Here is a 20,559-nt window from a genome sequence, read left to right as displayed (position 1 = left end):
ATGCCTTGGGGGCTTTAGCCCCCCATTTTTCATAAAAAAGGCCGACGAAAAAGGTTCATATTTCCATTATAAGGGTGATTTACATTTCTGAATAGAACATACTCGCGTTTAAGCCGCGTCGGTTATTCTTTCTTTACAGCCAACTGGATTATTTGGAGATTGCAGGAGTGGTGGGTCTGGCACCATGATTGACATGATTCCGCGATTCCTTTTTCTTTGTAAAGCAATTCACATGCCACGCACTGGTACAAATCATTTATTTTTTTAACCATTTGTTCCTCTTTGATCCATTTCAATTTTAATTCAAGTGAATCGACTCATACAAATAAATTTATTCCAGAATCTGACGAGTCATCATTTGGTCTCTTTTCCTGCCCTGACCAAAGGAACTTTTTCAGGTTTGAATGTGGGCAGGTCCAATCCCCCATCGATCATCCGGATGCTTTCCATGGCTTTCCGTTTCAGCCGTGAATCCCGGTGACCCTTCTGGAATTCCCGGAGGATGGGGAGATGGCGCTCGTCCCCGATCTTGCCGAGAATGGTTAGCCCATCCAGTTGGAGGTTGATGTAGGGGTCCTTCAGCGCTTTTTCCACCATTGCATAGGTTTTCTCATACCCTTTTCCTCCTATCTCGAGACTGCGGATGACATTCTGCCTCAATTCATTGGAATAACGGGGGTGCATGAGCCCATCCAATATCTTGAGGGCGCGCCCGTCCTGGAAATTTGAAATGCCAATCGCACATCCTGTTCGCACGATGTCCATCCAGGATTCCCGTTTAAGCCCTTCCATGAGCACCGCCCAATTGGCCGGGTGCTTGTGTTTTCCCAGGGAAGCATACGCCTGCATGGGAATGAGGTAGGAGTCTTCCCTCTGGATTCCTCGCAGAAGTACTTCGCGGGCTTCGGGAAGGGAATGGGTTCCCAATCCCCCCAGGATGTTCTTGAGGACGCGGTGGTTTTTCTCCGTGTCATAAGCATGGATGAGGATCTCCGCTGCCCGGGTATTGGGGATGTTGCCTAATGCCAACGCGGCCTCTGCGCGGACTCCCCAGAAGGGGTCGTGATGCAGCACTTCCTTCAAAACCCCCAGTTCTTCCGGTCCCCCCATGATTGCCAATTCTTTCGCCGCGTCGATGCGGTGAAGGACATGCAGATCGTGGAGAGCTTGGTAGCGCCACATTTCCCGAGATTTCCGCTGGGGAGCGTTTTCCAACACCGCGTAGGCGTTGTCCCAAACGATATTATGGATTTTTCCTCCCACTGGGATGGTGAAGCGGTGTTCCTTCCGGTGGATGCGGTGGCGTTCCACTTTCACCTGGTGGTTTCCGTAGTATACTCCGATATCCACATCGAAATCGTACAAGGGATTATCATTTCCTTTCTGCACCTGCACCACCCGCACCATCGCTTTTTTACCTTGGGCATGCATGGAGATGCGCAGCTCGGGAAATCCAGCGGCGTAAATCCATTGGTCAAAGAACAAAGTTAGGTTTTTCCCCGTCTTCTCGCGGAACGCGTTGAGCAGGTCTTCCGTCTGCACCGTGGTGTGCGCGTGCTTATGGAGGTAATGCGATATTCCCTCTCGGAACGCTTTTTCCCCCAGGTAGTAGCGGAGGTAATGGAGAATAATACCCCCTTTCGCATACAGATGTTCGTCGAACAGGTCGGAGGGATTCTGGTATAACTTGCTCACGATGGGGCGGCGGTAAAGGTCTTTATCCTCCTGGAGATAGATTTGGATGTCCTGGTAGAAGGCATACCGCCCTTCGTCCTTGTTTCTATGTTCCTGCCACAGCATCTCGAAGAAGGTGGCGAATCCCTCGTTCAGCCAGCCGTGCGACCAATCCTTGCACGTGAGGAGATCGCCGAACCACTGGTGCGCGAGCTCGTGGGCAATCAGTTGTTGGGGGCGGGCATCGAATTCCGCATGAATAATATCATCCTGAAGGATGTTGTCCGTCATCGTGGTGCAGGTGGTGTGCTCCATCCCGCCATAGATAAAATCCGCCACTCCCACTTGTGCATATTTGTTGTGAGGGTATTCGAACCCCGTGTATTCCGAGAAGAACGCGAGGCACTGGGGGGTGTTCTTGAAGCCATTACGGGCTTCCTTTTCCTTCCCTTTCCTGAAATAGTAGGCGATGTCCACGTGTTTCCATTTTTCCCGAATGACGTCGAATTCCCCAATCATGATGGCATTGAGGTAGGAGGGATTGGGGTGGGGGAAATCCCAGGTGTAGGTGATCCATCCATTTTCTTTTTTGGTTGAGATGAGATTCCCATTTCCCACCACCTGAAATGGGGATTCCACCGTGATGCGTTGGGTGATGGGGCATTTGGTTTCAGGCAAATCCTGGCACGGATACCAGTACCGCGCCTCCTGGGCTTCGGAATGGGTCCACACCTGATAGGGTTTGTCCGGCCGGTCTTTGGTGGGGTGGATGAAGTGCATCCCCATGGGAGGATGAGTGTATTCGAAGGCGATCGCCACCACTCCCTTTCCCGCCAGTTTTCCCCGGGGGATGGTGATTTTTTCCTTATCATAGTCGTACGGGGATTTTTTCCCATTTACTTTTACGGAATGGATGGTCATCTCCACCGCGTGAAAAATCATTTCCTTGGAATGGGGGAATAATTCCACCTTCGTTTTCACCTCTCCCCGCACGTGCTGCTTCTTTATGTCCACACTCAGGGAGAGGTCGATATGCGTGGGAATAAACCCCCGGTCCTCCGCATACTGGGGTTTGGCATCCGGCGCCAGGAAGCGGGAATCCTCCCCCCCTACCTGAAAATGGCAGGACATTCCATTCATTCCCTCGAAGAGGTGTCGGTGCATTCTTTCCCCAGGAAGGAAAATCCCTTAATAAAACCGTTCGAACGCCACGTCGGGAGGTAGAGTGAGTTGGGGGAAAAACCCAGCCTTTTCCTATAGAGCCAAGCGATTGGGAGTGGTTTAAATAATCCAGTTTCATTTCCTGCCCATGCCCCTGACCCAAATCGCCCAATTCGGGGTGAACAGATTGTCCATCCTGGATGAGAATGGGAAGGCTGACGAGAAATTGTTGCCTCCCTTGACCCCGCCCCAGCTGATAGCCTTGTATATTCACATGCTCCAGCTCCGCATTTTTGATGACAAGGCCCTCAAGCTCCAGCGCCAGGGACGTATTGGGACGTACGCCTCAAGCTTAGGTCAAGAGGCCTGTACCGTGGGAAGTGCCTTCGCCCTAAAAAACCAGGATTGGACATTCCCCGCATTTAGAGAACATGGGGTATTTTTCACCCGGGGCGTGGAAATGGTGAAGACATTACAGTATTGGGGAGGCGACGAACGGGGTTCGGACCCGGGAGAGGGGCAGAACTGTTTTCCCGTTTCCATTCCGGTGGGGTCCCAGCCCTTGCACGCGGTGGGGTGCGCGCTAGGGATGAAATACAAAAAAAGGGATGCGGTCGCCGTGGGTTATATGGGGGATGGGGGCACGAGCGAGGGAGAATTTCATGAGGCCATGAACGCGGCAGGGGTGTTCAATGCTCCTGTCATTCTCATATGTCAGAACAATCAATATGCCATCTCCGTGGCGCGAAAAAACCAGACGGCCGCGCAGACCCTCGCGCAGAAAGCGATTGCGTATGGCATCGAAGGATTGCAAGTGGATGGGAATGATGTGTTGGCCTGCTATTTGGCCACCTCGATCGCGCGCGAAAAAGCCATTTCGGGAAAAGGACCTACTTTCCTTGAATTTGAAACTTACCGTATAGGTGACCATACCACCGCGGATGATTCCACGCGGTATCGAACAAAAGAAGAAATAGCGGCTTGGCGGGCCAAGGATCCTATTGCTCGTTTTGAAACATTTCTTCTCGCCAAAGGCATTCTTTCCCCATCCCTCATCGACCAGATCAAGCAGGAAGCCGTTGCGAAAGTGGAAAAGGCGGTGCAAGCGTATGAAACCATGCCCCCACAAAAAATAGAGGATCTTTTCGACCACATGTATGCTATTACTCCTAAGGATTTGGCGGAACAGAAACGCGCCTATGTGGGTTTCCGACAAACTCATGGAAAGGAAAATCAACCCGACACGATAGGACCGGGATTCCCATGAAGGTCAACATGATCCAAGCCCTCAATCAGGCGATGGACCTCGAGCTCCAATCTAATCCTGATTTAGTGGTGTATGGGGAGGACGTGGGAAAGGATGGGGGCGTTTTTAGGGTAACCGATGGGTTGCAGGCCAAGCATGGTTCCCACCGCGTATTTGATACCCCCCTCGCGGAAGCGGGAATCATTGGGTTAGGCATTGGGATGGCTGCGTATGGTTTGCACCCCGTGGCGGAGGTGCAGTTCTCTGGTTTCATGTATCCGGGTTTGAATCAGCTCATTTCCCACGCATCTCGCATCCGCAACCGTTCCCGGGGACGATTTTCCTGCCCATTAGTGGTGCGCACCCCCTGTTCGGGTGGGGTGAAAGCGCCCGAGCACCATTCTGAGAGTTCGGAAGCCTACTACATCCATACTCCTGGGTTGAAAGTGGTGATGCCCTCCACTCCCACGGATGCTAAAGGTTTGTTGACCTCATCCATGCGGGAGAAGGATCCCGTGATATTTCTAGAGCCCCTGCGTCTCTACCGAGCTTTCAAGGAAGAGGTGCCCGAGGAACAGTATGCCACTCCCCTCGGGGAAGCATTCATCCGTCAACCTGGGGAAGATATTACCCTCATCACCTGGGGCACCATGACCCTAGCGTGTAAGGAAGCATTGGAAACCATTTCCCAGAATGAGAAATGGTCCATTGAACTCATTGATCTCCGCACCCTTTCTCCCATTGACTGGGATATCATCCATAAAAGTGTACGGAAAACCGGTCGCTGTGTCATCGCCCAGGAAGCCCCCCAGACATTGGGGTTGGCCTCCGAGGTCATGGCCCGCATTCTTGAGAATGATCTCCTGTCATTAGAAGCTCCCGTGCGCCGCGTCACCGGATTTGACACCATCATGCCCCTGCTCAAGAATGAAGAGCACTTCATCCCCCACGCCGACCGCATCTATGCCGCTATCCAGGATGTCATGCGGTTTTGATGGGTTCATCTGGGGGAGGTTTAATCCCCCATCCAAAAAAGGAATAGGTCCTCTTTTATTCTCCGGAACATCCCATTTGGGGAATGCTTGCCCATTCCGCCGTGCGCTTTTCCTTGTATGCGGGGGCTGCGCTCGTTCTCGCGGCTTTTCTGGTGAGCCTTTATTTTTATCCCAGTGTTCCCGACACCATGGTGACGCATTGGAATGCCGCGGGGCAACCGGACGGGAGCATGCCCAAGGATGTGGGTCTTTTCCTTCTTCCCTTCATCATGGGTATTTTCACCGCCGGATATTATTGGTTGGTCACCCGTAAATCAACGTCCAAAGTGGGGACACTCCCCCTGTATCCTCCGGAGTTGCATGGGTTCATCCTCGTTTTTCTCGTTTTCCTCATTTTGGTTCAATTGGGAACCATCGCCTGGAACCTGGGACACGTCTTCTCGGTCTCCCAATGGGTATTCGTTGGAATTGGAATGCTGTTCCTCATCCTGGGTAAAATGCTGGAGCGAGTTACTCCCAATTGGTTGTTCGGGATCCGCACGCCCTGGACTTTGGCAAACACCAAGGTGTGGCGGGACGTGCATGCCCGCGGGGGAAAATTGTTTATGCTCTTGGGGTTCCTCGCCTTGATCACGTCCTTTTTCCCCGACAATCCATTCCAGACCTTCTTCCTTCCTCTCCTGGCCATCGTCCTCTACCTAATCGCCTATTCCTATTTACGCTACCAGACCGAAACGACCGGATAAAAACACCGGGCCGTTCCATCACCCTTTTTATTCGCCGTCCGGATGAGGATACCTATGCCGTACGATTTCAAGTTTCCGGATGTGGGGGAGGGTACAACCGAAGGAACCCTCATCAAGTGGCTGGTGAAGGAGGGCGAAACCATTAAGGTCGACCAGGCCATTGCGGAGATAGAAACCGACAAGGCCGTGGTGGAAATACCCGCGCCCAAAGCAGGAGTTATTCTCAAGCTGTACGGGAAACCCGGCGAGCTCATCAAAGTGGGGAGCGTGTTGGCAACCATCGGCGAGGCCGGGGAGCAAGCAGGTTCTCCCTCCCCTGCTGCTACCCCCGCAACCCCTGCCCCCGCGTCTACCGCTCCCTCTTCTCCTGTTTCCCCCGCACCCGCCACCGGAAAAAAAACATCCGTTCCGCTTCCTCCCAAAACGCCGCCTCCTCTTCCTGAAAAATCCCAAACCCCTCCCCTTTCCTCGCCCGCGAATGCCCCGGTGCTTGCCACCCCCGCCACGCGCCAACTCGCACGTTCGTTGAATGTGGATATCCAAAAAGTAAAAGGCACCGGCCCCCAAGGACGAATAACGGACACCGATGTCCAGGATGCCGCCTCCTTACAAAGTGCAACCGGAACGGCTGCCATTCCCGTGTCCCGGCGACCCCAACCCGGGGAGGATACTCCTGCTCAGGGTTTATCCCAGGTGCATCCGAAAAATACGATCGAAACTCAACAGGGTACGCATGCAATATCCCCCCTCGCCCACCCGGATGCTACTATTCCGGCGTGGAAAACAGAAGGGGAGGAAGAGCGGGTGCCCATCAAAGGATTGCGAAAAGTCATTTCCGATCGGATGGTGAAGAGCATGTTCACCGCGGTCCAAGTAACCCATATGGATGAATGTGATGTCACCGCGCTCGTGGCCTTGCGCAATAAGGAGAAAAAAATACTTGAAAAGAAAGGAATTAAACTCACCTTTCTCCCCTTCATCGCCAAGGCCGTGGCGGCCGCGCTCCAAAACCATCCCATTTTGAATGCGAGCATTGATGATGCGCGGCAGGAAGTGGTGTACAAGAAATATTACCATATCGGCATCGCCGTGGACACGGAGGAAGGTCTCATTGTCCCCGTGATCCGGGACGTGGACAAAAAGTCCATTGCCCAATTGGCGAAGGAAATGCAGGACATGGCCGCCCGCACCCGGGAACGCAAAACCGCCCCCGAAGATTTGAAAGGAAGCACCTTCACGCTAACCAATATCGGCACGCTCGGGGGCACCTATTCCACTCCCGTCATCAATTGGCCGGAGGCCGCCATCCTGGGAATAGGGAAGATCCAGGAGAAACCCGTTATGAAAGATGGAAAAATAGTCCCCCGTCATCTGGTGTCCCTCTCCCTCACCTTCGACCACCGCCTCGTGGACGGGGCGCAGGCCGTACGCTTCACCAATGAAATCATCCAGCATCTGGAAGACCCGGGGTTGTTCTTGGTGGATGTGGTGTGAAATCCCCTCTTAAATAAGGAGATTCGATGCAATCAGTTTTCCTTTAATCTTAATCGAAATATTTTTGTATCGCCCGTTCCATGGCGGATTTTCCCCATTTCCTATTCTGGATCATGGCGCGCAGGCTTTTTTGCAATTCTGACTTGGTAATCTTTTTTTGGGTGTGGAGACTTACTAACAAGGCAACGGAGAGTTTTAGGTCAATTTTCTTGGAGAATGGGGAAACCGATAATCCATGGGCCGCCGAGATGTCATCTAATATCAGGTGGGGAATCTTTTGGACCAATGCCAGTTCAAAGCACGCGGCCTCGCCATGATCAATTTTTGGGGTAATGTGTCTATCGGAATAGGTGGTGATTTTTTTATCGTGCAATCGTATTTTCTTCTGGGTAATCAATGCCAAGCTTTCTTTAGCCATTTTTGAAAGGTGATCGGAGTAAACGGCCATCTCTTTCAATTCGTCTTTAACGGATGAGGGGATATTGATTTCGAAATGGGCGCAGACCCCCTTCAAACGCCCGCTATAGGACAAGGAGATGAGGGCCGATGTATCCACTACCAATCGTGTCATTCATAATCCGTCCCGGAGCGATTTCTCTAGAATATCAATATAGAAGGCGACCTCCTTGGCATCCTCATACCCGAGGACCCGCACCATCTCATCAAATGATATTTTTCCCTCGCCGAATTTTTGGGAGATGATTTCCCTGATCTCATCACGCTCATTTTCGCGTCGGATGAGATCCATGGTCGCCTTCCGGATGACGTCCGATTTGGTTTTCCGTTTGTCCCGGGCGAATGTCTCGATCTGCCGGCGGGCATCCTCTTCGAATCGAATGGTAACAATATCCGCATCTGAAGCCATAGTATTACAATGTATTACATTCTTTAAAAGCTTTTGGATAAGGTTCCATCCTCTTTATTAAACAGAAAAAGGTGACAGAGTATGAGATGGCGCGTTCCGAATAAATCCAAACATAGGGATTGGCCCCACAGCACGTGATTTCCATACGATTATTATAAAATTATTTTTGGCGCGTGGCGGAAATGATAATATAGGTGGTGGTTCCTCGTTTCACTTTTTGCGTGTGAATAATCCATCCGTTTTTGGTCAAATAATCCATAATGGGTTTGAACCGAACAAAAGTCGCTTGGATTTTTCTTGCTTGCCGGCGTTGGGCGTGGGTTAATTGATCCGAAGTGGTGAAAAAATTTCGGATGATACCCAATGGTTTTTGCAAGCGATCAATAATGAGGAAGGAATGGGTTTTGGATGCCAGATCTTGGATGGTTTTGAGTCTTCGTGCGGGTTGAACGTGGGTCAATACTTCATTCATGATAACGAAATCGAAATGCCCCTGGATGGGCAGGTGTCGGACATCCCCCACCACGCGGCGTGATCTACCCTGATCCAATTCGGTAAATGAAACGTGTTTTTTCCTTTCGAAATGAGGTAATACCCGCTTGGGCAACTTTTTCAATATGGCCAGGCTTTGATCCAAATACACGATTCGTTTGAAAGGAAAAAGGGAAGCAATAGGAATGGTTCCTGGGCCTATTTCCAATGCGGTAGCATTTTTAGGGTTGGGAAGGTGAATTTGAAAATAATCCATAACCTGTTTGACCATGCTTTTGGTTGCCAATGGTGACCAGGTCAATGGGTCAGCCAATAAGGTTTGGAAAGGTTGTCCCTTTCGGTAATAATCTCCCCGATACCAACCCATTCCGGAATAGTACGCGGATTTTTTCTTTTTTACTTTGGAGGTTGGTTTTCGATTTCGCATAAGATTTTCTTTCCTTTAGAAGAACAAAAAAATCCAAATCCGCCAACCCTTATTAATCCAATTCCCGTTTCCAGGGCTATGGTCGTTGGGGAAATGTCCGAGCACGTGGAGGTGGCGGTCATTGGTTCAGGCCCCGGAGGGTATGTGGCGGCCATCCGGGCAGGGCAGTTGGGAAAGAACGTGGCGCTCATCGAGATGGAACCCCAGGGAGTGGGGGGGTTGTGTCTTCATCATGGGTGCATTCCTTCAAAGTCCCTCATCCACACCGCGAATGTATTCTGGGACTGCACGCATTCCAAAGAATTGGGCATCGATGTTTCCCTGGCAACCTTGGACATGGCGAAAGCCCAAACATTCAAGAGAAAAGTAATTGCCAATCTGACGAAGGGAATAGAAACACTCTGCGCCAAAGCGGGAGTGGAAATCGTGGAAGGAAAAGCGTCTTTTCTGGATTCGCATTCCCTTCATATTGAGCAGGCCCACGACACGGTATCCTTAACCGCCGACCGCATTATCATCGCCACGGGAGCTAAAGAGAATGCCCTTCCCTCTCTCCCATTCGATGGGGAAACTATTCTCTCCTCGCGCGAGTTGCTCGATTTGGAAAAAATCCCTTCCTCATTGGCTATCGTGGGATCAGGCTATATTGCCATGGAGATGGCGCACACGTTCCAGAAATTAGGAAGCAAAGTAACCTTAATCCATCGCTCGCCCACCATTCTCAATAATATTCATCCTCGCGTGGGGAATATTATCCAGAAGCGTTTGGAAACATTTGGAGTTACTTTCTGGAAGAACACTGAGGTGCATTCTCATGAACGTGAATCGGGGGGTGTAGTGTTAGGTTTGGAGACCAAGGAAGGGGTAAAAGAAAATGTGCCATTCGAAAAAATTCTGGTGGCCATTGGTCGCTCTCCAAGTGTAGAAAGTTTAGGATTGGAACACACCCAAGTGAAAATGGATGAAAAAGGTTTCGTGGGCGTGGATGAAAGATGTTACACCTCCGACCCCTCCATCTTGGCCATTGGCGACATTACGGGAAACCCCCAGCTCGCCCACCGCGCTATGTACATGGGAAAGGTCGCCGCAGAAGTGTGTGCGGGATTGCCCTCCGCATTCGACGCGCAGGTATGCCCGGCCGTCATCTATTCAGATCCCGAGATTGCGTGGGTGGGGTTGCAGGAGAACGAGGCGATTCAGCAGGGCCGCGCATTCATTTCAGGAATGTTTCCATATGCCTTTTCAGGCCGCTCCCTGGGGGCCAACCGCCCCGAGGGCTTTGTGCAAGTGTTAGGAGACCCTTCCTCCCATGTACTATTAGGTGGAATCATCGTGGGGGCGCATGCCAGCGACATGATTGCTGAAATAGGTTTGGCTCTGGAGATGGGCGCGCGCCTCGAAGACCTGGCGGGCACCATCCACCCGCACCCTACTTATAATGAGGCCATTCTGGAGGCGGTCGAGGATGCCTTAGGGAAATGCGTCCACCTACCCCTCCAGAAGAAGGGAAAATCCTGAGTATGCCAGCCCATCCTTCCAAAAGAAACATTCGACCCTCCCGCCGACCCTTCCACGATCCAACGCCTCATTTTCAGACTATCGATTTGGGTGCCGGGGGCGCTCGTTATGCCTTAGAACAGGCCGCCCGATTTCCATCCCGGAAATATGCGGCGGTGGACATGCGGTACAGGAGGGACAGGAATCTATCCCATATTCCCACGCAAACACATCCCGGCTCGATTCGTTTTTTTCCCGTTTCGATACGCCATTTCTTACGAACCATGATACGCCACGGATGGAAAACCCGCCACCTTAATCTGGATATGCCAAATGCCTATTTTAGGAATGGAAAAAGAGTGGGGCGAAATCATTTTGAAAGAGAAATAAGGAATCTTTTCCAAAATTTCCCTTTGGTTTTGATCCCCAATGGCAAACTTTTTTTCACCACGGAATCGGAGGAATTCATGGCCACAATATACCGTCTGGCGCAGGAATTCGGTTATTCTATCCGGGAGAAAAAACAGATGCCTTTTGAGCATAAACGTCGCAAGACCGCAATAACGCAGAATTTATCGGGGTCGCCCATTTACCGGGTGGAAATAACCTATAACCTGAAAAAAGCCATACCCCAAAAGAACGTGCGCCGGAAATGGCCGACCGGGTGAAAGAAAGTTTTACCGCATCTCATTCCAGGAGGGATGGCCATATTTGGTTTCCGCGAGGATCGCGGTCTTCTCTTTCTCCTCGTCCGACCATTCCCCTTCCGTCCATTTCTTTCCAGCGAGGAAACTATCCTTCAATGCCTCGTACGCGCTGTCGTAAGAGTTGACTCCGCTCGCCCGGAGGGAAGTCACGCGTTCCTTCACGGTGGAGATGATCTTGTCCCGCACCTTTTCATCGGGCACCTTCAACAGGGAAAACATCTTGTCCACATCTACGTCCACGAGGATGGTGCCATGCATCTGAAAAATGCTATTGCGCCGCGTCTGGGCGTTGCCCGAAATTTTTTTCCCCTTCACCACCAAATCATTGATGGGTACAAAAGTGGCTTCCACTCCCAATTGTTCCAATCCATGGATGATCCATTCTCCCACCTGGCGATAGGAATCAATGATGTTAGGTGAAAAGGCTTTTTCGGGGGCAATAACGGAATAGGTTATTTCCCCATCGTAATCATGGTAAACCGCCCCCCCTCCCGTGCGACGCCTCACCATGTCTATGCCTTGCTCAGTGCATGCCTCCACATCCACTTCCTGTCGGAGCGATTGGAAATACCCAATGCTCACCGCGCTGGGTTGCCACCGGTAAAAACGTATGGTGGGATTTACCTTTCCTTCCGCCAGCGCATGGGCGCACGCCTCATCCAGGGCCATGTTCTGCGCGGCCGTGTGGGTTTCCATGGGAATGAATCGCCATTCCAATTTTTTCCACCCGTCATCTTGGGTCATTGATTGATCGCCTCGCAGATCAATTGGGATAAAGTAGGGGTGTCAACCCCGATCAGTTGGGCGTGATGCCGTTCTACAACGCCATCAAGGATGTGTTGCACGCGCTCGCGGGTGCTTTCCACGGGGATCTTCACCAAGGCCTGCTCCATCGCCGCAATGGTCTCTTCTGGGTGCACGAAGAAGTCCCCACATATTTGAGCCGAATGGAGGATGGTGGTATCGTATTCCAAGGTGAGGCGCACCATCTTTCCCTGAGGAATCTTGTGGGTGATGTCAGCGCGCATGACTCATTTAGGAGGTTTCTCGTTTTAAGGGTTAGGCGGTTGAAAAAAGGGGACAAAAGGAGGGTCAGGAGCGCAGGGGGACAAAGACAAATAGACCCTTAGGACATACTTCCTCTTGAATCGTTCCATTCGTCTTTCGCGCCTTCACAAGGTGTTGGGCCGCCGCCCCCCCAATGGGGGCGACGATGGTTCCGCGAGGGACCAATTGCGTTTCCCAGGCGGGATAGAGGTGCGTGCAGGCCGCGGACACCAGGATACGGTCGAAAGGGGCCTTTTCAGGCCATCCCTCTTTGCCATCCCCGGCCTTGACTTCTACATTATTTATTTTGAGTGCTTTTAGAACCCCCTCACTCCCTTCCACGGTTTCAGGGTTCAATTCCACCCCAAATACCTTTCCCTGTAAACCCACAATCTGGGACAGGAGGGCGAGCACGTACCCGGAGCCGCTCCCTATCTCTAATATCGATTCCCCGGGTTGGGGGGAGAGGAATTCAAGCATCACGGCAATCGTATACGGTTGGGAGATGGTCTGCCGAGGAGCCAGGGGGAGGGCCATGTCCTCATAGGCCTGGCGGCGGTGTGGGGGGGAAATAAAAAGCTCCCGGGGCACCTGACGAAAGGCCTGGAGGATGGAGGGAGTGAGTAATACTCCCTCTCCCTCGAGCTTTTTTACAAGAGTGGCGCGGGCCTCCGAGTAGGGGTTATTCATTCTTCTTTCGTCGGAGATCATGGTGGCGTTCGTTGATGGTGTGCAAAATGTCCCGCGCCCCTGAGAAGGTGGAGAGTTCATCCACATTCACCACGGGCACGTCCTCCACCTCATCCTGGGATAACGGGCTCAACAGGAATCCGGGGTGATCCACGATGCGCTGGGTCTTCGTTAATAAGAATGCTTTTTTCTTGGCCGCTGGTTTGGTTTCCGCATGGGAGATGAGGAGGTGGTGCTCTTCTATTCCCGCCGCGGTGAGGGGGGCTCGTTTGAAAACGCTGAGCTTCAAACCTAATTCCCTCAGCTGGGCCAGGGCCTCATTTTCAGGGGTCTCCTCTTCAGGAGGTGAGGAGGTGTAATCCGTTTCCTCGAACACATTAATGCCCCGAATGAGACTCGTTGAAAGAATGGATTCCAATCGCTTGGCCGTATCCAAGTCGGCGGGGTGACCTTTTTCATAGCGGTGCAGACTTTCTAAACTGATGGCGGCTTTCTCGGAAAGCGTCTTCAATGTGAACGCGCGCGCCTCTCTTTCCGCTCGCAATCTATTTCCGTCTAATTCCACAACGTGTTGGCCTTTGAATGCCCGCGCCACGGGGAGGTGGGTGTCGAGCAACAATTTGAAACCGTCAATGGACAACACGGGTAATGCGTACCGTTCATATAAAATTTCTTTCTGTAATTGGAATATCTTGCTTCTCTCCCCTATTATCACCGGGTGCGCGGTGAAGGCGCGCGCCAATTTCTTCAGATCTTCGGCGTGCTCGGGTCTAAGGGCATCAATGTTGTGCAATACTTTGATGAGGAGAATAAGTCCTTCCTTCCGGGCAATAATATCAAAGCTCCCATTGGAATCGAAAAAGGTTTCCAGACTAAAACCGTTGTCATAGAGCGTGTGCACGCTTTCCTGGAAGAGGGTCTGGCGCATTATACGAGGGTCAAAGGGGCAATCAAGCCGATGAGCATCCCGCGCTTGAGTAACGCGGAGGCCTTGGCGGGATCACGGTATACCAATTGTCGGGCCGCGAGAATAAAAATGAGATTTGTAATCGTAGCGAGAATCCCATAATAGAGGTTTCCCAAACCTGTTAGAATAGGGAGATAGGCCGCGAGGATAGCCAAAGTGAGCAGGCCAAATATGATGATGTTTGTTTGGGTTGGGGATAGGATATGGGGGAGGGTGAGTTTGAGTCCCTTATCCGCTTCCGCATCCTCGACATCCTTCACTATCTCCCTGGCCCAATTGGATAAGAAAGCCACGAGGGCCATCATGAGTACGAGCGGAGTGATCGTCGCCACACTCGCTCCAAAGAGAAAAGTAAATCCCACTCCCAATGCCACGATGATGTTTCCGAAGAATTTTATTTTACCCATGACTGCCGAGTACAAAAAGAGCATGGCCGCGAAGAACGCGGCGATGGCGAAGGCGAGAAAGTTGATCATGCTGGCGATAAATACTCCTATGAGAAACAACGCGATGGCGAACCAGAAAACATGCCCGCGTTTTATTTTGCCTTGCACGAGGGGCTTTTTCTTTCCCGTTTTGGTGTCAACATCCAAATCGAAAAAATCATTGATGCTTTGTCCCGCGGAAATGATGCACAACACGGCGAGCATGGCCAGGAAAAGGGGAAAGGGTAAAGAAAATGAATGCGTGGCAATGGCATGCCCCAAAAAGGTTCCAATGATGGCCATGACCGCATTAATCGGGCGAATGATTTCCACGTACGCGGAAACATCCATGATTAGGCCTTCGTTACTTTTCCCTTTTTCTTGAGACGCAGGGAGGTGCTCCCGCATTTGCGGCAGAGGGTAGGCTTCTTATTGGTGCTCCCCCGGTTTCGGGCGTTGCATTTCATGCAGATGTACATGTTGAGAAACATTCGATTCATCGCTTCAGGGAATTTGGCCATCGTGATTGCTCCTATATAGGGAAAGGGACGCGAATATTTATAAGCCGACGCGGAGGGCCTTCTTCGAGGGTGGATAAGAATAGCTATATTCTATCGGGCCCCCTATCCTAGTCATGGCCTCCGAGAAAAAACCTAAAAAAAAGGGAGATCGGGACAAAACGGACTCAGCGTATTCATACGGAAATAAGAGGGACGCCCCCACCTCGGAAGAAGGCAAGATAGCCTACAAGCGGATGGAAATGGAATATGGCAATGTTCCCGTGGAGATGACCTCGAAGGTGGTCCACGAAGAAATGGATCTCCCGGAGGACGATATGCAGGTGGAAGTGGCCCAGCGCCTGGAAGAAATGAAGGAAGCGAAGGCGCGTCACGAGAAGGAATTGAAGGATAGGGAAAAACAACGCGAGAAAGAGAAGAAGCAAGCCGAAGAGCAGGAGTTGGAGTCCCGCGAGCGGGCATTAAAAGAAAAGGAAGAGGCGCTCCAGCGAAAAGAGGAAGAGTTGAAGGGAAAAGAGAAGGAGTGACGGCTGCGACTTTAGCAAAATCCAAAACCCTCAAAAAGGAAAAAGGATTGAAAAAACCACCTGGCCCATTCTATTTTATAGTCGGAGATTCACCTCTCATCCATACCCGAGTTCAATCAAAACCGGAGAGGAGTGATTCCATGGACAAGCAGACCCGAAACATCGTGGCGGTAATCGCCAGCTTCATCCTGCCTGGATTGGGGCATTTCACGAAGGGGCAGTTCACTAAAGGCATTCTCATCCTCATCGCCGGCATCCTGTCTGCCTTCCTCATGCTACTCCTCATTGGATTCATCCTCTATCCCATTGTCTGGATTTATGGCATGTATGACGCGTACAAGATTCCGGTCAAGGCGTGATGCGCGCTTTTCGCATGGATGGGGTTGTTAAAACCCAAAGTGGCGCGCACCTTTTTTTTTTAACGAAAACCTGGATGCCCCGTGCGGGATTCGAACCCGCGTCAATGGCTTGAAAGGCCACTATCCTTAACCGGGCTAGACGAACGGGGCGTCTGCCGATTCTAATGCAACCCCAGAATGTTTAAAAATGAAGGAACTTTAATCGTAAAATGCCCCCTCCCTCTCATCCAAAAAACCCCCGGTCTCGAGGAATAAAAGTGCCCAGGTAAAGAGCCGATTACTCAACCTTATTGGGCGAGCCATTTCCCCCCAAGCTCTCCTCACGATTTATCATCAAATTAAATCAAATCATACCCTGGGTAAAAATGCAAAAACGAGATTACTTCGGCAGGCAAGAGCTCGTTTTCAGGCCCTAAATCCAGATGCCAAATGGCCCACCCAATCGGTATCAAAGAAGGCCCAGCGGCCATTAATGAAACCTCCAAAGGGTCTGAAACCTCGAAGTAGAGAAGAGAGCACGCGCAAGGTCTGGTTTACCTACTATTCAAACCGAATCGAGCGCGCCCTCCATCCAAATGCCCTTGAGGGCCTTTTCAAAGATATTTCCAATAACTCCGTTTTATATCCCAGAGATAAAGAGTTATTATCCGGTTATGCGCGTGCCCGTGCCAGCGATTTGAGCCCATGAGGCCTTCTTTTTTAAACCGATTCCTGGGTTCTTGGGTATCCGTTAGGTGATTTGATTGGGGAGCCGAGCCAAAGACACAAGCCGTTTCAAGAAGACCCGCGCGCGCCAGCGATGGAAATGGAAAAAGAAGAAGATGCGCCGCGAGAAGCGGAAGAAGCGCTATCTGCGCCAGCGCGCCCGGCAGTGATGGGCTTTTCGCGTTGACTCCACGATTTAAAATGATCAATGGTTTCTGGGGAGCATGCGCCGGCCCAATAAGCGGGTGATATACGCCATCACCCCCACCGAGGCGAGGGTACTTCATCGATTGTTTCATCCCCATGTACCACCTTCCTCCAAGCCACCAAATCGAATTATCCAGTCTCTCCGGGAAATATGGATGATCCAGCCCGCTCCACAAAGAACAAGAGGGGTTCGTTTGAAAAAACCCAAAATCGCTATTACCAAGGCCGGGGAGGCGAGATTGAAGGCATTGGAGATCAATTCCCAACCTCATCTAGCGAAACTTACGCCCCAGATACGATTCCAAGTGACGATGTCATTGATCCTCGATGTGATGCAGGAAATGCGCCTGCACCTGCAGGAAAAATTTCTCATCAATACGATGAACGACCCCACCCGGAGGGGGCGGGTGAACACCTATCGAATCATCCCCCCGATCACACGCAAGAGTCTACGGGATGACTTGAAGAACTGGCTGGATGGGGAGGTGGACAAGGATCGAGGGGTCCAACGGACGGGGAAGGAATCCCCTTCCCCGGAGATCCTCACCCTGATCCGAGAGAGAAAGGTGCGGATCGAGGCTTTCCGCTATGCCCTTGTTTTGGTAGAAACCCCCGCCGCGTTCAAGTATATCGATGGGAAATCCAAGGATATTTTTTGGGAAACACTTCACTTGCAGAAACAAGACCAATACCACAAACGCTTCATGGATTGGGCGTCCAAACGCCATCCCCCCAAATCCACCGGGGAATCCTGAAGAAGAGAATAGATAAGCAAGAGTAACCCCTATGGATTTTTTCCAGGGTATTTCATGAACACCAATGACCTTCTGGGGGGTAGTGAAATTGCTTCGACCTTTGGACTACGTTTAAAAGCCTTATCATGGGAGGAGTGTTATGGGTTCCTAGCCTGTTTTTTGGGTAGGATTCCTCAACGCACGGCCGCTGAGTCGGTCGCACGCGTTTTCCGCCTCCGAACCTTTTTTCCAAAAGGGTTCTTCAAATGCCTTTCCACGTGGCCCGTTTTGGGTCATGGAGGGAACATGAGTCCCAAAATCAGCGAAAGCCTTTGGGATGAGGTAGGTTGGAAGCAAAACTTTTTTGGAAAAAAACAAATTAAAATTTCTTTTCCAAAAAGGGAACGACCAATTTTTTTTGAGTTTTAGGTCTTGTTGATTAGGTGTACGCTAGAGGATACAGAAACGGGTTTTCGCGGCAAATTTTTCGAAAGCTTGTCTCTGGGAAAATCTTTTTGCCGTTGTAACCAATGGAGTCTGGGTCCCTTTCCCAAAGAAAGGGCCCCTAACGCTTTTGGGTGCAGCTTTTTTGCAAAAAGGTGCCATTCCAGCTGATCCTGCTGGCGGGTACTGCATTCGGATTGCCACTTAGACATGCAAGTCCATCCGTGGAGCTATGTCCACGGTTGGCGTACGGCTCAGTAACACGTCGTCAACCTGCCGTCGCGAGGCGTTAAACCTGGGAAACTGGGGGTAATACGCCGCAGTCCCTTCCATCTGGAACGAGGGAGGGATGATAGGATGCACCCGCATGCTGGGTGTAATCGCGCGTCGATGGGACGGCGGCCGATTAGCTTGTTGGCGGGGTAACGGCCCACCAAGGCGACGATCGGTACGGGCCTTGAGAGAGGTAGCCCGGAGAGGGGAACTGAGATAAGGTCCCCAGCCCTAAGGGGTGCAGCAGTTAGGAAACCTCTACACTGCGCGCAAGCGCGATAGGGGTCATCCGAGTGCCGACACTGTCGGCTTTTGCCAAATGTAAACAGTTTGGCGAATAAAGGGGGGGTAAGATACGTGCCAGCCGCCGCGGTAATACGTACTCCCTAAGTGGTACCCACGTATATTGGGCCTAAAGCGTTCGTAGCCGGCTCCCTAAGTCCTTGGTGAAAAGGGCGCGCCCAACGCGTCCAATGGCTAAGGATACTGCGGGGCTTCGAGGTCATAAGAGGTCAAGGGAATTACGGGGGTAACGGTGAAATGTTGTGATGCCCGTAGGACCACCAGTAGCGAAGGCGCTTGACCAGGATGATCCTGACGGTGAGGAACGAAAGCGGGGGGAGCGACCCGGATTAGATACCCGGTTAGTCCCCGCCCTCAACGATGTGGACTAGGTGTGCGGTTTCCCACGAGGACTCCGCGTGCCGTCGCGAAGGCATTAAGTCCACCGCCTGGGAAGTACACTCGCAAGGGTGAAACTTAAAGGAATTGGCGGGAGCTCACTACAAGGGGTGGAGGCTGCGGTTTAATTGGATACAACGCCGGACAACTCACCCGGGGTGACAGCAGGATGATGGTCAGTCTGAAGGGCTTACCTGACACGCTGAGAGGTACTGTATGGCCACTTGCAGCTCGTACTGTGAAGCGTCCTGTTAACTCAGGCAACGGGCGAGACCCTCAGGATTAGTTGCTAGTTTTCTCTACGGAGGAGGCGCACTCTAATCCGACTGCGGTTGTAAAACCGAGGAAGGAGAGGGCCACAGTAGGTCTGTATAGTCCGAATCTCCGGGGCCACACGCGGCCTACAATGGTAGTGACAATGAGTTCCGAGCCCGAAAGGGTAAGGTAATCCCCTAACCACTACCGCAGTTCAGATCGAGGGTTGAAACTCACCCTCGTGAACGCCTGGAATCCCCAGTAATCGCGTGTCACTAACGCGCGGTGAATTCGTCCCTGAGCTTTGCACACACCGCCCATCAAGCCAGCTGAGTAATGTCTAGATGAGGCCTCGGAAATCATTCCGGGTTCGATTCTGGATATCGCGAGGCGGGCTAAGTTGTAACAAGGTGTCCGTAGGGGAACCTGCGGACGGATCACCTCCTAAAATGCCCGGCAAATGTCGGGCACAGGTGTGTGAGAAAGCAGGAGCAGGAGCAATCCTCTCCTCTTTTTCACAACCCATTAAGACGTGAACAAAAAACCTAAGTTAACATGACGTGTGCCTATTCAAGCCTATTCACAAGGCAAAGAATACCCGTATATGCTTCCAACCTAAAATTTTTATTTAATGCCAGAATTCCTTCGGCGGTTTTCTTTCCCTAGATTTTTAACTCGAATGTTTGCATTGCTGTCGTGTCTTTTGATTGTATATATTTGTCCCGTGAAGTTGTGGGAAGATTTCGTTCCGACATCAAATTGAAAGCAGAGGGATTCAACTCGAAAGGGAATTTTGAATTCATTTTTAACACCGTTGAAGATTTTCCTGAACTTGCAGGGATATTTCCGAAGAGTCGAACCGAAAAAATATTTTGGGTAGCTACTTATTATCTTTTTCATTTTACCAAAGGCCATTGTTTCAATGATGGAAATAAGCGGACTGCCTTCATTGCGGTGGCAGTATTTTTATACAAGAATGGCTTTCGATTTGATTATAATGAAGAAGCTGAAATACGAAAAATAAAAATTTTGGATGAGGCCATTGAAAGTGGAAAGGACACACTGATTGCCATCAAATTGGCCTTTGGTCAAGATACCCAATCCGCCGCTTACAAATTGGTTGCCATTATTTTTGGGTTAAGCGGGACCGTGGGTTTGAAAAATTTTGATTCACCGCTAGAATTATATCCAGTTCTTAAAGGAATTATCCATGCAAACAACAGTGTTAAAAAAGAAAAAGAGGGAATATGACTATGGAGACATCAAAAATGGCTCGTGCGGCAAGTATTTCCCGACCAAAATCGAGATTCAAGGGTAGAATCATGTCGGTCGAAGAAGCGGAGCACATTATTGATAAAGTAATGAGAGAAAACAAAGCCCTTATCCGTTTATTGGAGAAAATATAGTTTTTCTAAACCTATTT

At 51.0% G+C, this 20,559-nt stretch carries 23 protein-coding genes, 1 tRNA gene and 1 rRNA gene; 13 read left to right on the top strand and 12 right to left on the bottom strand.

Going from position 1 to position 20,559, the window contains the following annotated elements; genetic code table 11:
- Positions 1-122 precede the first annotated feature (122 nt).
- Entirely contained in the window at positions 123-272 is a 150-nt protein-coding gene (locus tag Q8P05_00985; protein ID MDP2666060.1) for a hypothetical protein, read from the bottom strand.
- Between the two features lie 82 nt (positions 273-354).
- Positions 355-2,838 (bottom strand): M1 family aminopeptidase, encoded by a 2,484-nt coding sequence (locus tag Q8P05_00980; GenBank protein MDP2666059.1) that lies wholly within the window; start codon positions 2,836-2,838, stop codon positions 355-357.
- 145 nt (positions 2,839-2,983) lie between these two features.
- Here Q8P05_00980 and pdhA point away from each other — a divergent pair, with 145 nt between their 5' ends.
- From pdhA to Q8P05_00960, 4 genes are all read left to right on the top strand, one after another.
- A complete protein-coding gene (gene pdhA, locus Q8P05_00975; GenBank protein MDP2666058.1) occupies positions 2,984-4,102 on the top strand; it encodes a pyruvate dehydrogenase (acetyl-transferring) E1 component subunit alpha in 1,119 nt (372 codons plus the stop codon).
- Complete coding sequence (locus Q8P05_00970; protein ID MDP2666057.1) at positions 4,099-5,076, top strand: alpha-ketoacid dehydrogenase subunit beta; 978 nt, start codon at positions 4,099-4,101, stop codon at positions 5,074-5,076. The genes pdhA and Q8P05_00970 overlap by 4 nt, the downstream gene beginning before the upstream one ends.
- An 83-nt stretch (positions 5,077-5,159) precedes the next feature.
- Complete coding sequence (locus Q8P05_00965; protein MDP2666056.1) at positions 5,160-5,822, top strand: DUF1648 domain-containing protein; 663 nt, start codon at positions 5,160-5,162, stop codon at positions 5,820-5,822.
- 54 nt (positions 5,823-5,876) lie between these two features.
- Positions 5,877-7,316: a dihydrolipoamide acetyltransferase family protein gene (locus tag Q8P05_00960; protein ID MDP2666055.1), complete on the top strand. Its 1,440-nt coding sequence runs from the start codon at positions 5,877-5,879 to the stop codon at positions 7,314-7,316.
- A 49-nt stretch (positions 7,317-7,365) separates the two neighbouring features.
- Here Q8P05_00960 and Q8P05_00955 read toward each other — a convergent pair whose 3' ends face one another.
- The 3 genes from Q8P05_00955 to Q8P05_00945 all read right to left on the bottom strand — a co-directional run bounded on the left by Q8P05_00955 (position 7,366) and on the right by Q8P05_00945 (position 9,100).
- The gene (locus Q8P05_00955) at positions 7,366-7,887 is read right to left on the bottom strand and encodes a hypothetical protein (protein MDP2666054.1); all 522 of its coding nucleotides are present in this window, start codon (positions 7,885-7,887) and stop codon (positions 7,366-7,368) included.
- Positions 7,888-8,181 carry a hypothetical protein gene (locus Q8P05_00950; protein MDP2666053.1) on the bottom strand — a complete coding sequence of 98 codons (294 nt, stop codon included), beginning with the start codon at positions 8,179-8,181 and terminating at the stop codon, positions 7,888-7,890.
- 160 nt (positions 8,182-8,341) lie between these two features.
- The gene (locus Q8P05_00945) at positions 8,342-9,100 is read right to left on the bottom strand and encodes a class I SAM-dependent methyltransferase (protein MDP2666052.1); all 759 of its coding nucleotides are present in this window, start codon (positions 9,098-9,100) and stop codon (positions 8,342-8,344) included.
- 78 nt (positions 9,101-9,178) lie between these two features.
- On the opposite strand from Q8P05_00945, the gene lpdA reads away from it, so the two are divergent.
- The gene (gene lpdA / locus Q8P05_00940; GenBank protein MDP2666051.1) at positions 9,179-10,618 is read left to right on the top strand and encodes a dihydrolipoyl dehydrogenase; all 1,440 of its coding nucleotides are present in this window, start codon (positions 9,179-9,181) and stop codon (positions 10,616-10,618) included.
- 2 nt (positions 10,619-10,620) lie between these two features.
- Positions 10,621-11,265, top strand: a complete 645-nt coding sequence (locus Q8P05_00935) for a hypothetical protein (GenBank protein ID MDP2666050.1) — start codon at positions 10,621-10,623, stop codon at positions 11,263-11,265.
- Between the two features lie 9 nt (positions 11,266-11,274).
- Here the strand turns inward: Q8P05_00935 and Q8P05_00930 are convergent, their stop codons facing one another.
- The 6 genes from Q8P05_00930 to Q8P05_00905 form a co-directional block, all read right to left on the bottom strand.
- Positions 11,275-12,048 (bottom strand): lipoate--protein ligase family protein, encoded by a 774-nt coding sequence (locus Q8P05_00930; GenBank protein MDP2666049.1) that lies wholly within the window; start codon positions 12,046-12,048, stop codon positions 11,275-11,277.
- A complete protein-coding gene (locus tag Q8P05_00925; GenBank protein ID MDP2666048.1) occupies positions 12,045-12,332 on the bottom strand; it encodes a hypothetical protein in 288 nt (95 codons plus the stop codon). The genes Q8P05_00930 and Q8P05_00925 overlap by 4 nt, the downstream gene beginning before the upstream one ends.
- Positions 12,333-12,396: 64 nt before the next feature.
- Entirely contained in the window at positions 12,397-13,041 is a 645-nt protein-coding gene (locus Q8P05_00920; protein MDP2666047.1) for a protein-L-isoaspartate(D-aspartate) O-methyltransferase, read from the bottom strand.
- Positions 13,034-13,969 carry a hypothetical protein gene (locus Q8P05_00915; GenBank protein ID MDP2666046.1) on the bottom strand — a complete coding sequence of 312 codons (936 nt, stop codon included), beginning with the start codon at positions 13,967-13,969 and terminating at the stop codon, positions 13,034-13,036. The genes Q8P05_00920 and Q8P05_00915 overlap by 8 nt, the downstream gene beginning before the upstream one ends.
- On the bottom strand, positions 13,969-14,784 hold the full coding sequence (locus Q8P05_00910; protein ID MDP2666045.1) for a UbiA family prenyltransferase: 816 nt from the start codon (positions 14,782-14,784) through the stop codon (positions 13,969-13,971). Before Q8P05_00910 ends, Q8P05_00915 begins: the two co-directional genes overlap by 1 nt.
- 2 nt (positions 14,785-14,786) lie before the next feature.
- Complete coding sequence (locus tag Q8P05_00905) at positions 14,787-14,954, bottom strand: 50S ribosomal protein L40e (protein ID MDP2666044.1); 168 nt, start codon at positions 14,952-14,954, stop codon at positions 14,787-14,789.
- A gap of 113 nt (positions 14,955-15,067) precedes the next feature.
- Between Q8P05_00905 and Q8P05_00900 the strand changes: the two genes are divergently transcribed.
- A complete protein-coding gene (locus tag Q8P05_00900) occupies positions 15,068-15,478 on the top strand; it encodes a hypothetical protein (protein MDP2666043.1) in 411 nt (136 codons plus the stop codon).
- Positions 15,479-15,618: 140 nt separating this feature from the next.
- On the top strand, positions 15,619-15,837 hold the full coding sequence (locus Q8P05_00895; GenBank protein MDP2666042.1) for a hypothetical protein: 219 nt from the start codon (positions 15,619-15,621) through the stop codon (positions 15,835-15,837).
- Positions 15,838-15,912: 75 nt separating this feature from the next.
- Here the strand turns inward: Q8P05_00895 and Q8P05_00890 are convergent.
- Positions 15,913-15,987, bottom strand: a tRNA-Glu gene (locus tag Q8P05_00890).
- Positions 15,988-16,580: 593 nt separating this feature from the next.
- On the opposite strand from Q8P05_00890, the gene Q8P05_00885 reads away from it, so the two are divergent.
- The 5 genes from Q8P05_00885 (at position 16,581) to Q8P05_00865 (ending at position 20,542) form a co-directional block, all read left to right on the top strand.
- Positions 16,581-16,712 (top strand): hypothetical protein, encoded by a 132-nt coding sequence (locus Q8P05_00885; GenBank protein ID MDP2666041.1) that lies wholly within the window; start codon positions 16,581-16,583, stop codon positions 16,710-16,712.
- Positions 16,713-16,766: 54 nt separating this feature from the next.
- Positions 16,767-17,504, top strand: a complete 738-nt coding sequence (locus Q8P05_00880; GenBank protein MDP2666040.1) for a hypothetical protein — start codon at positions 16,767-16,769, stop codon at positions 17,502-17,504.
- Positions 17,505-18,087: 583 nt separating this feature from the next.
- A 16S ribosomal RNA gene (locus Q8P05_00875) occupies positions 18,088-19,582 on the top strand.
- 286 nt (positions 19,583-19,868) lie between these two features.
- On the top strand, positions 19,869-20,387 hold the full coding sequence (locus Q8P05_00870; protein ID MDP2666039.1) for a type II toxin-antitoxin system death-on-curing family toxin: 519 nt from the start codon (positions 19,869-19,871) through the stop codon (positions 20,385-20,387).
- Between the two features lie 2 nt (positions 20,388-20,389).
- Complete coding sequence (locus Q8P05_00865; GenBank protein MDP2666038.1) at positions 20,390-20,542, top strand: hypothetical protein; 153 nt, start codon at positions 20,390-20,392, stop codon at positions 20,540-20,542.
- Positions 20,543-20,559 lie beyond the last annotated feature (17 nt).

It is taken from the genome of Candidatus Diapherotrites archaeon (genome assembly GCA_030688545.1).
Classification (GTDB): Archaea; Iainarchaeota; Iainarchaeia; order Iainarchaeales; family VGJJ01; genus VGJJ01.
Note: the sequence above shows the minus strand (reverse complement) of the source record. Positions and strands in the feature narration are given on the sequence as shown.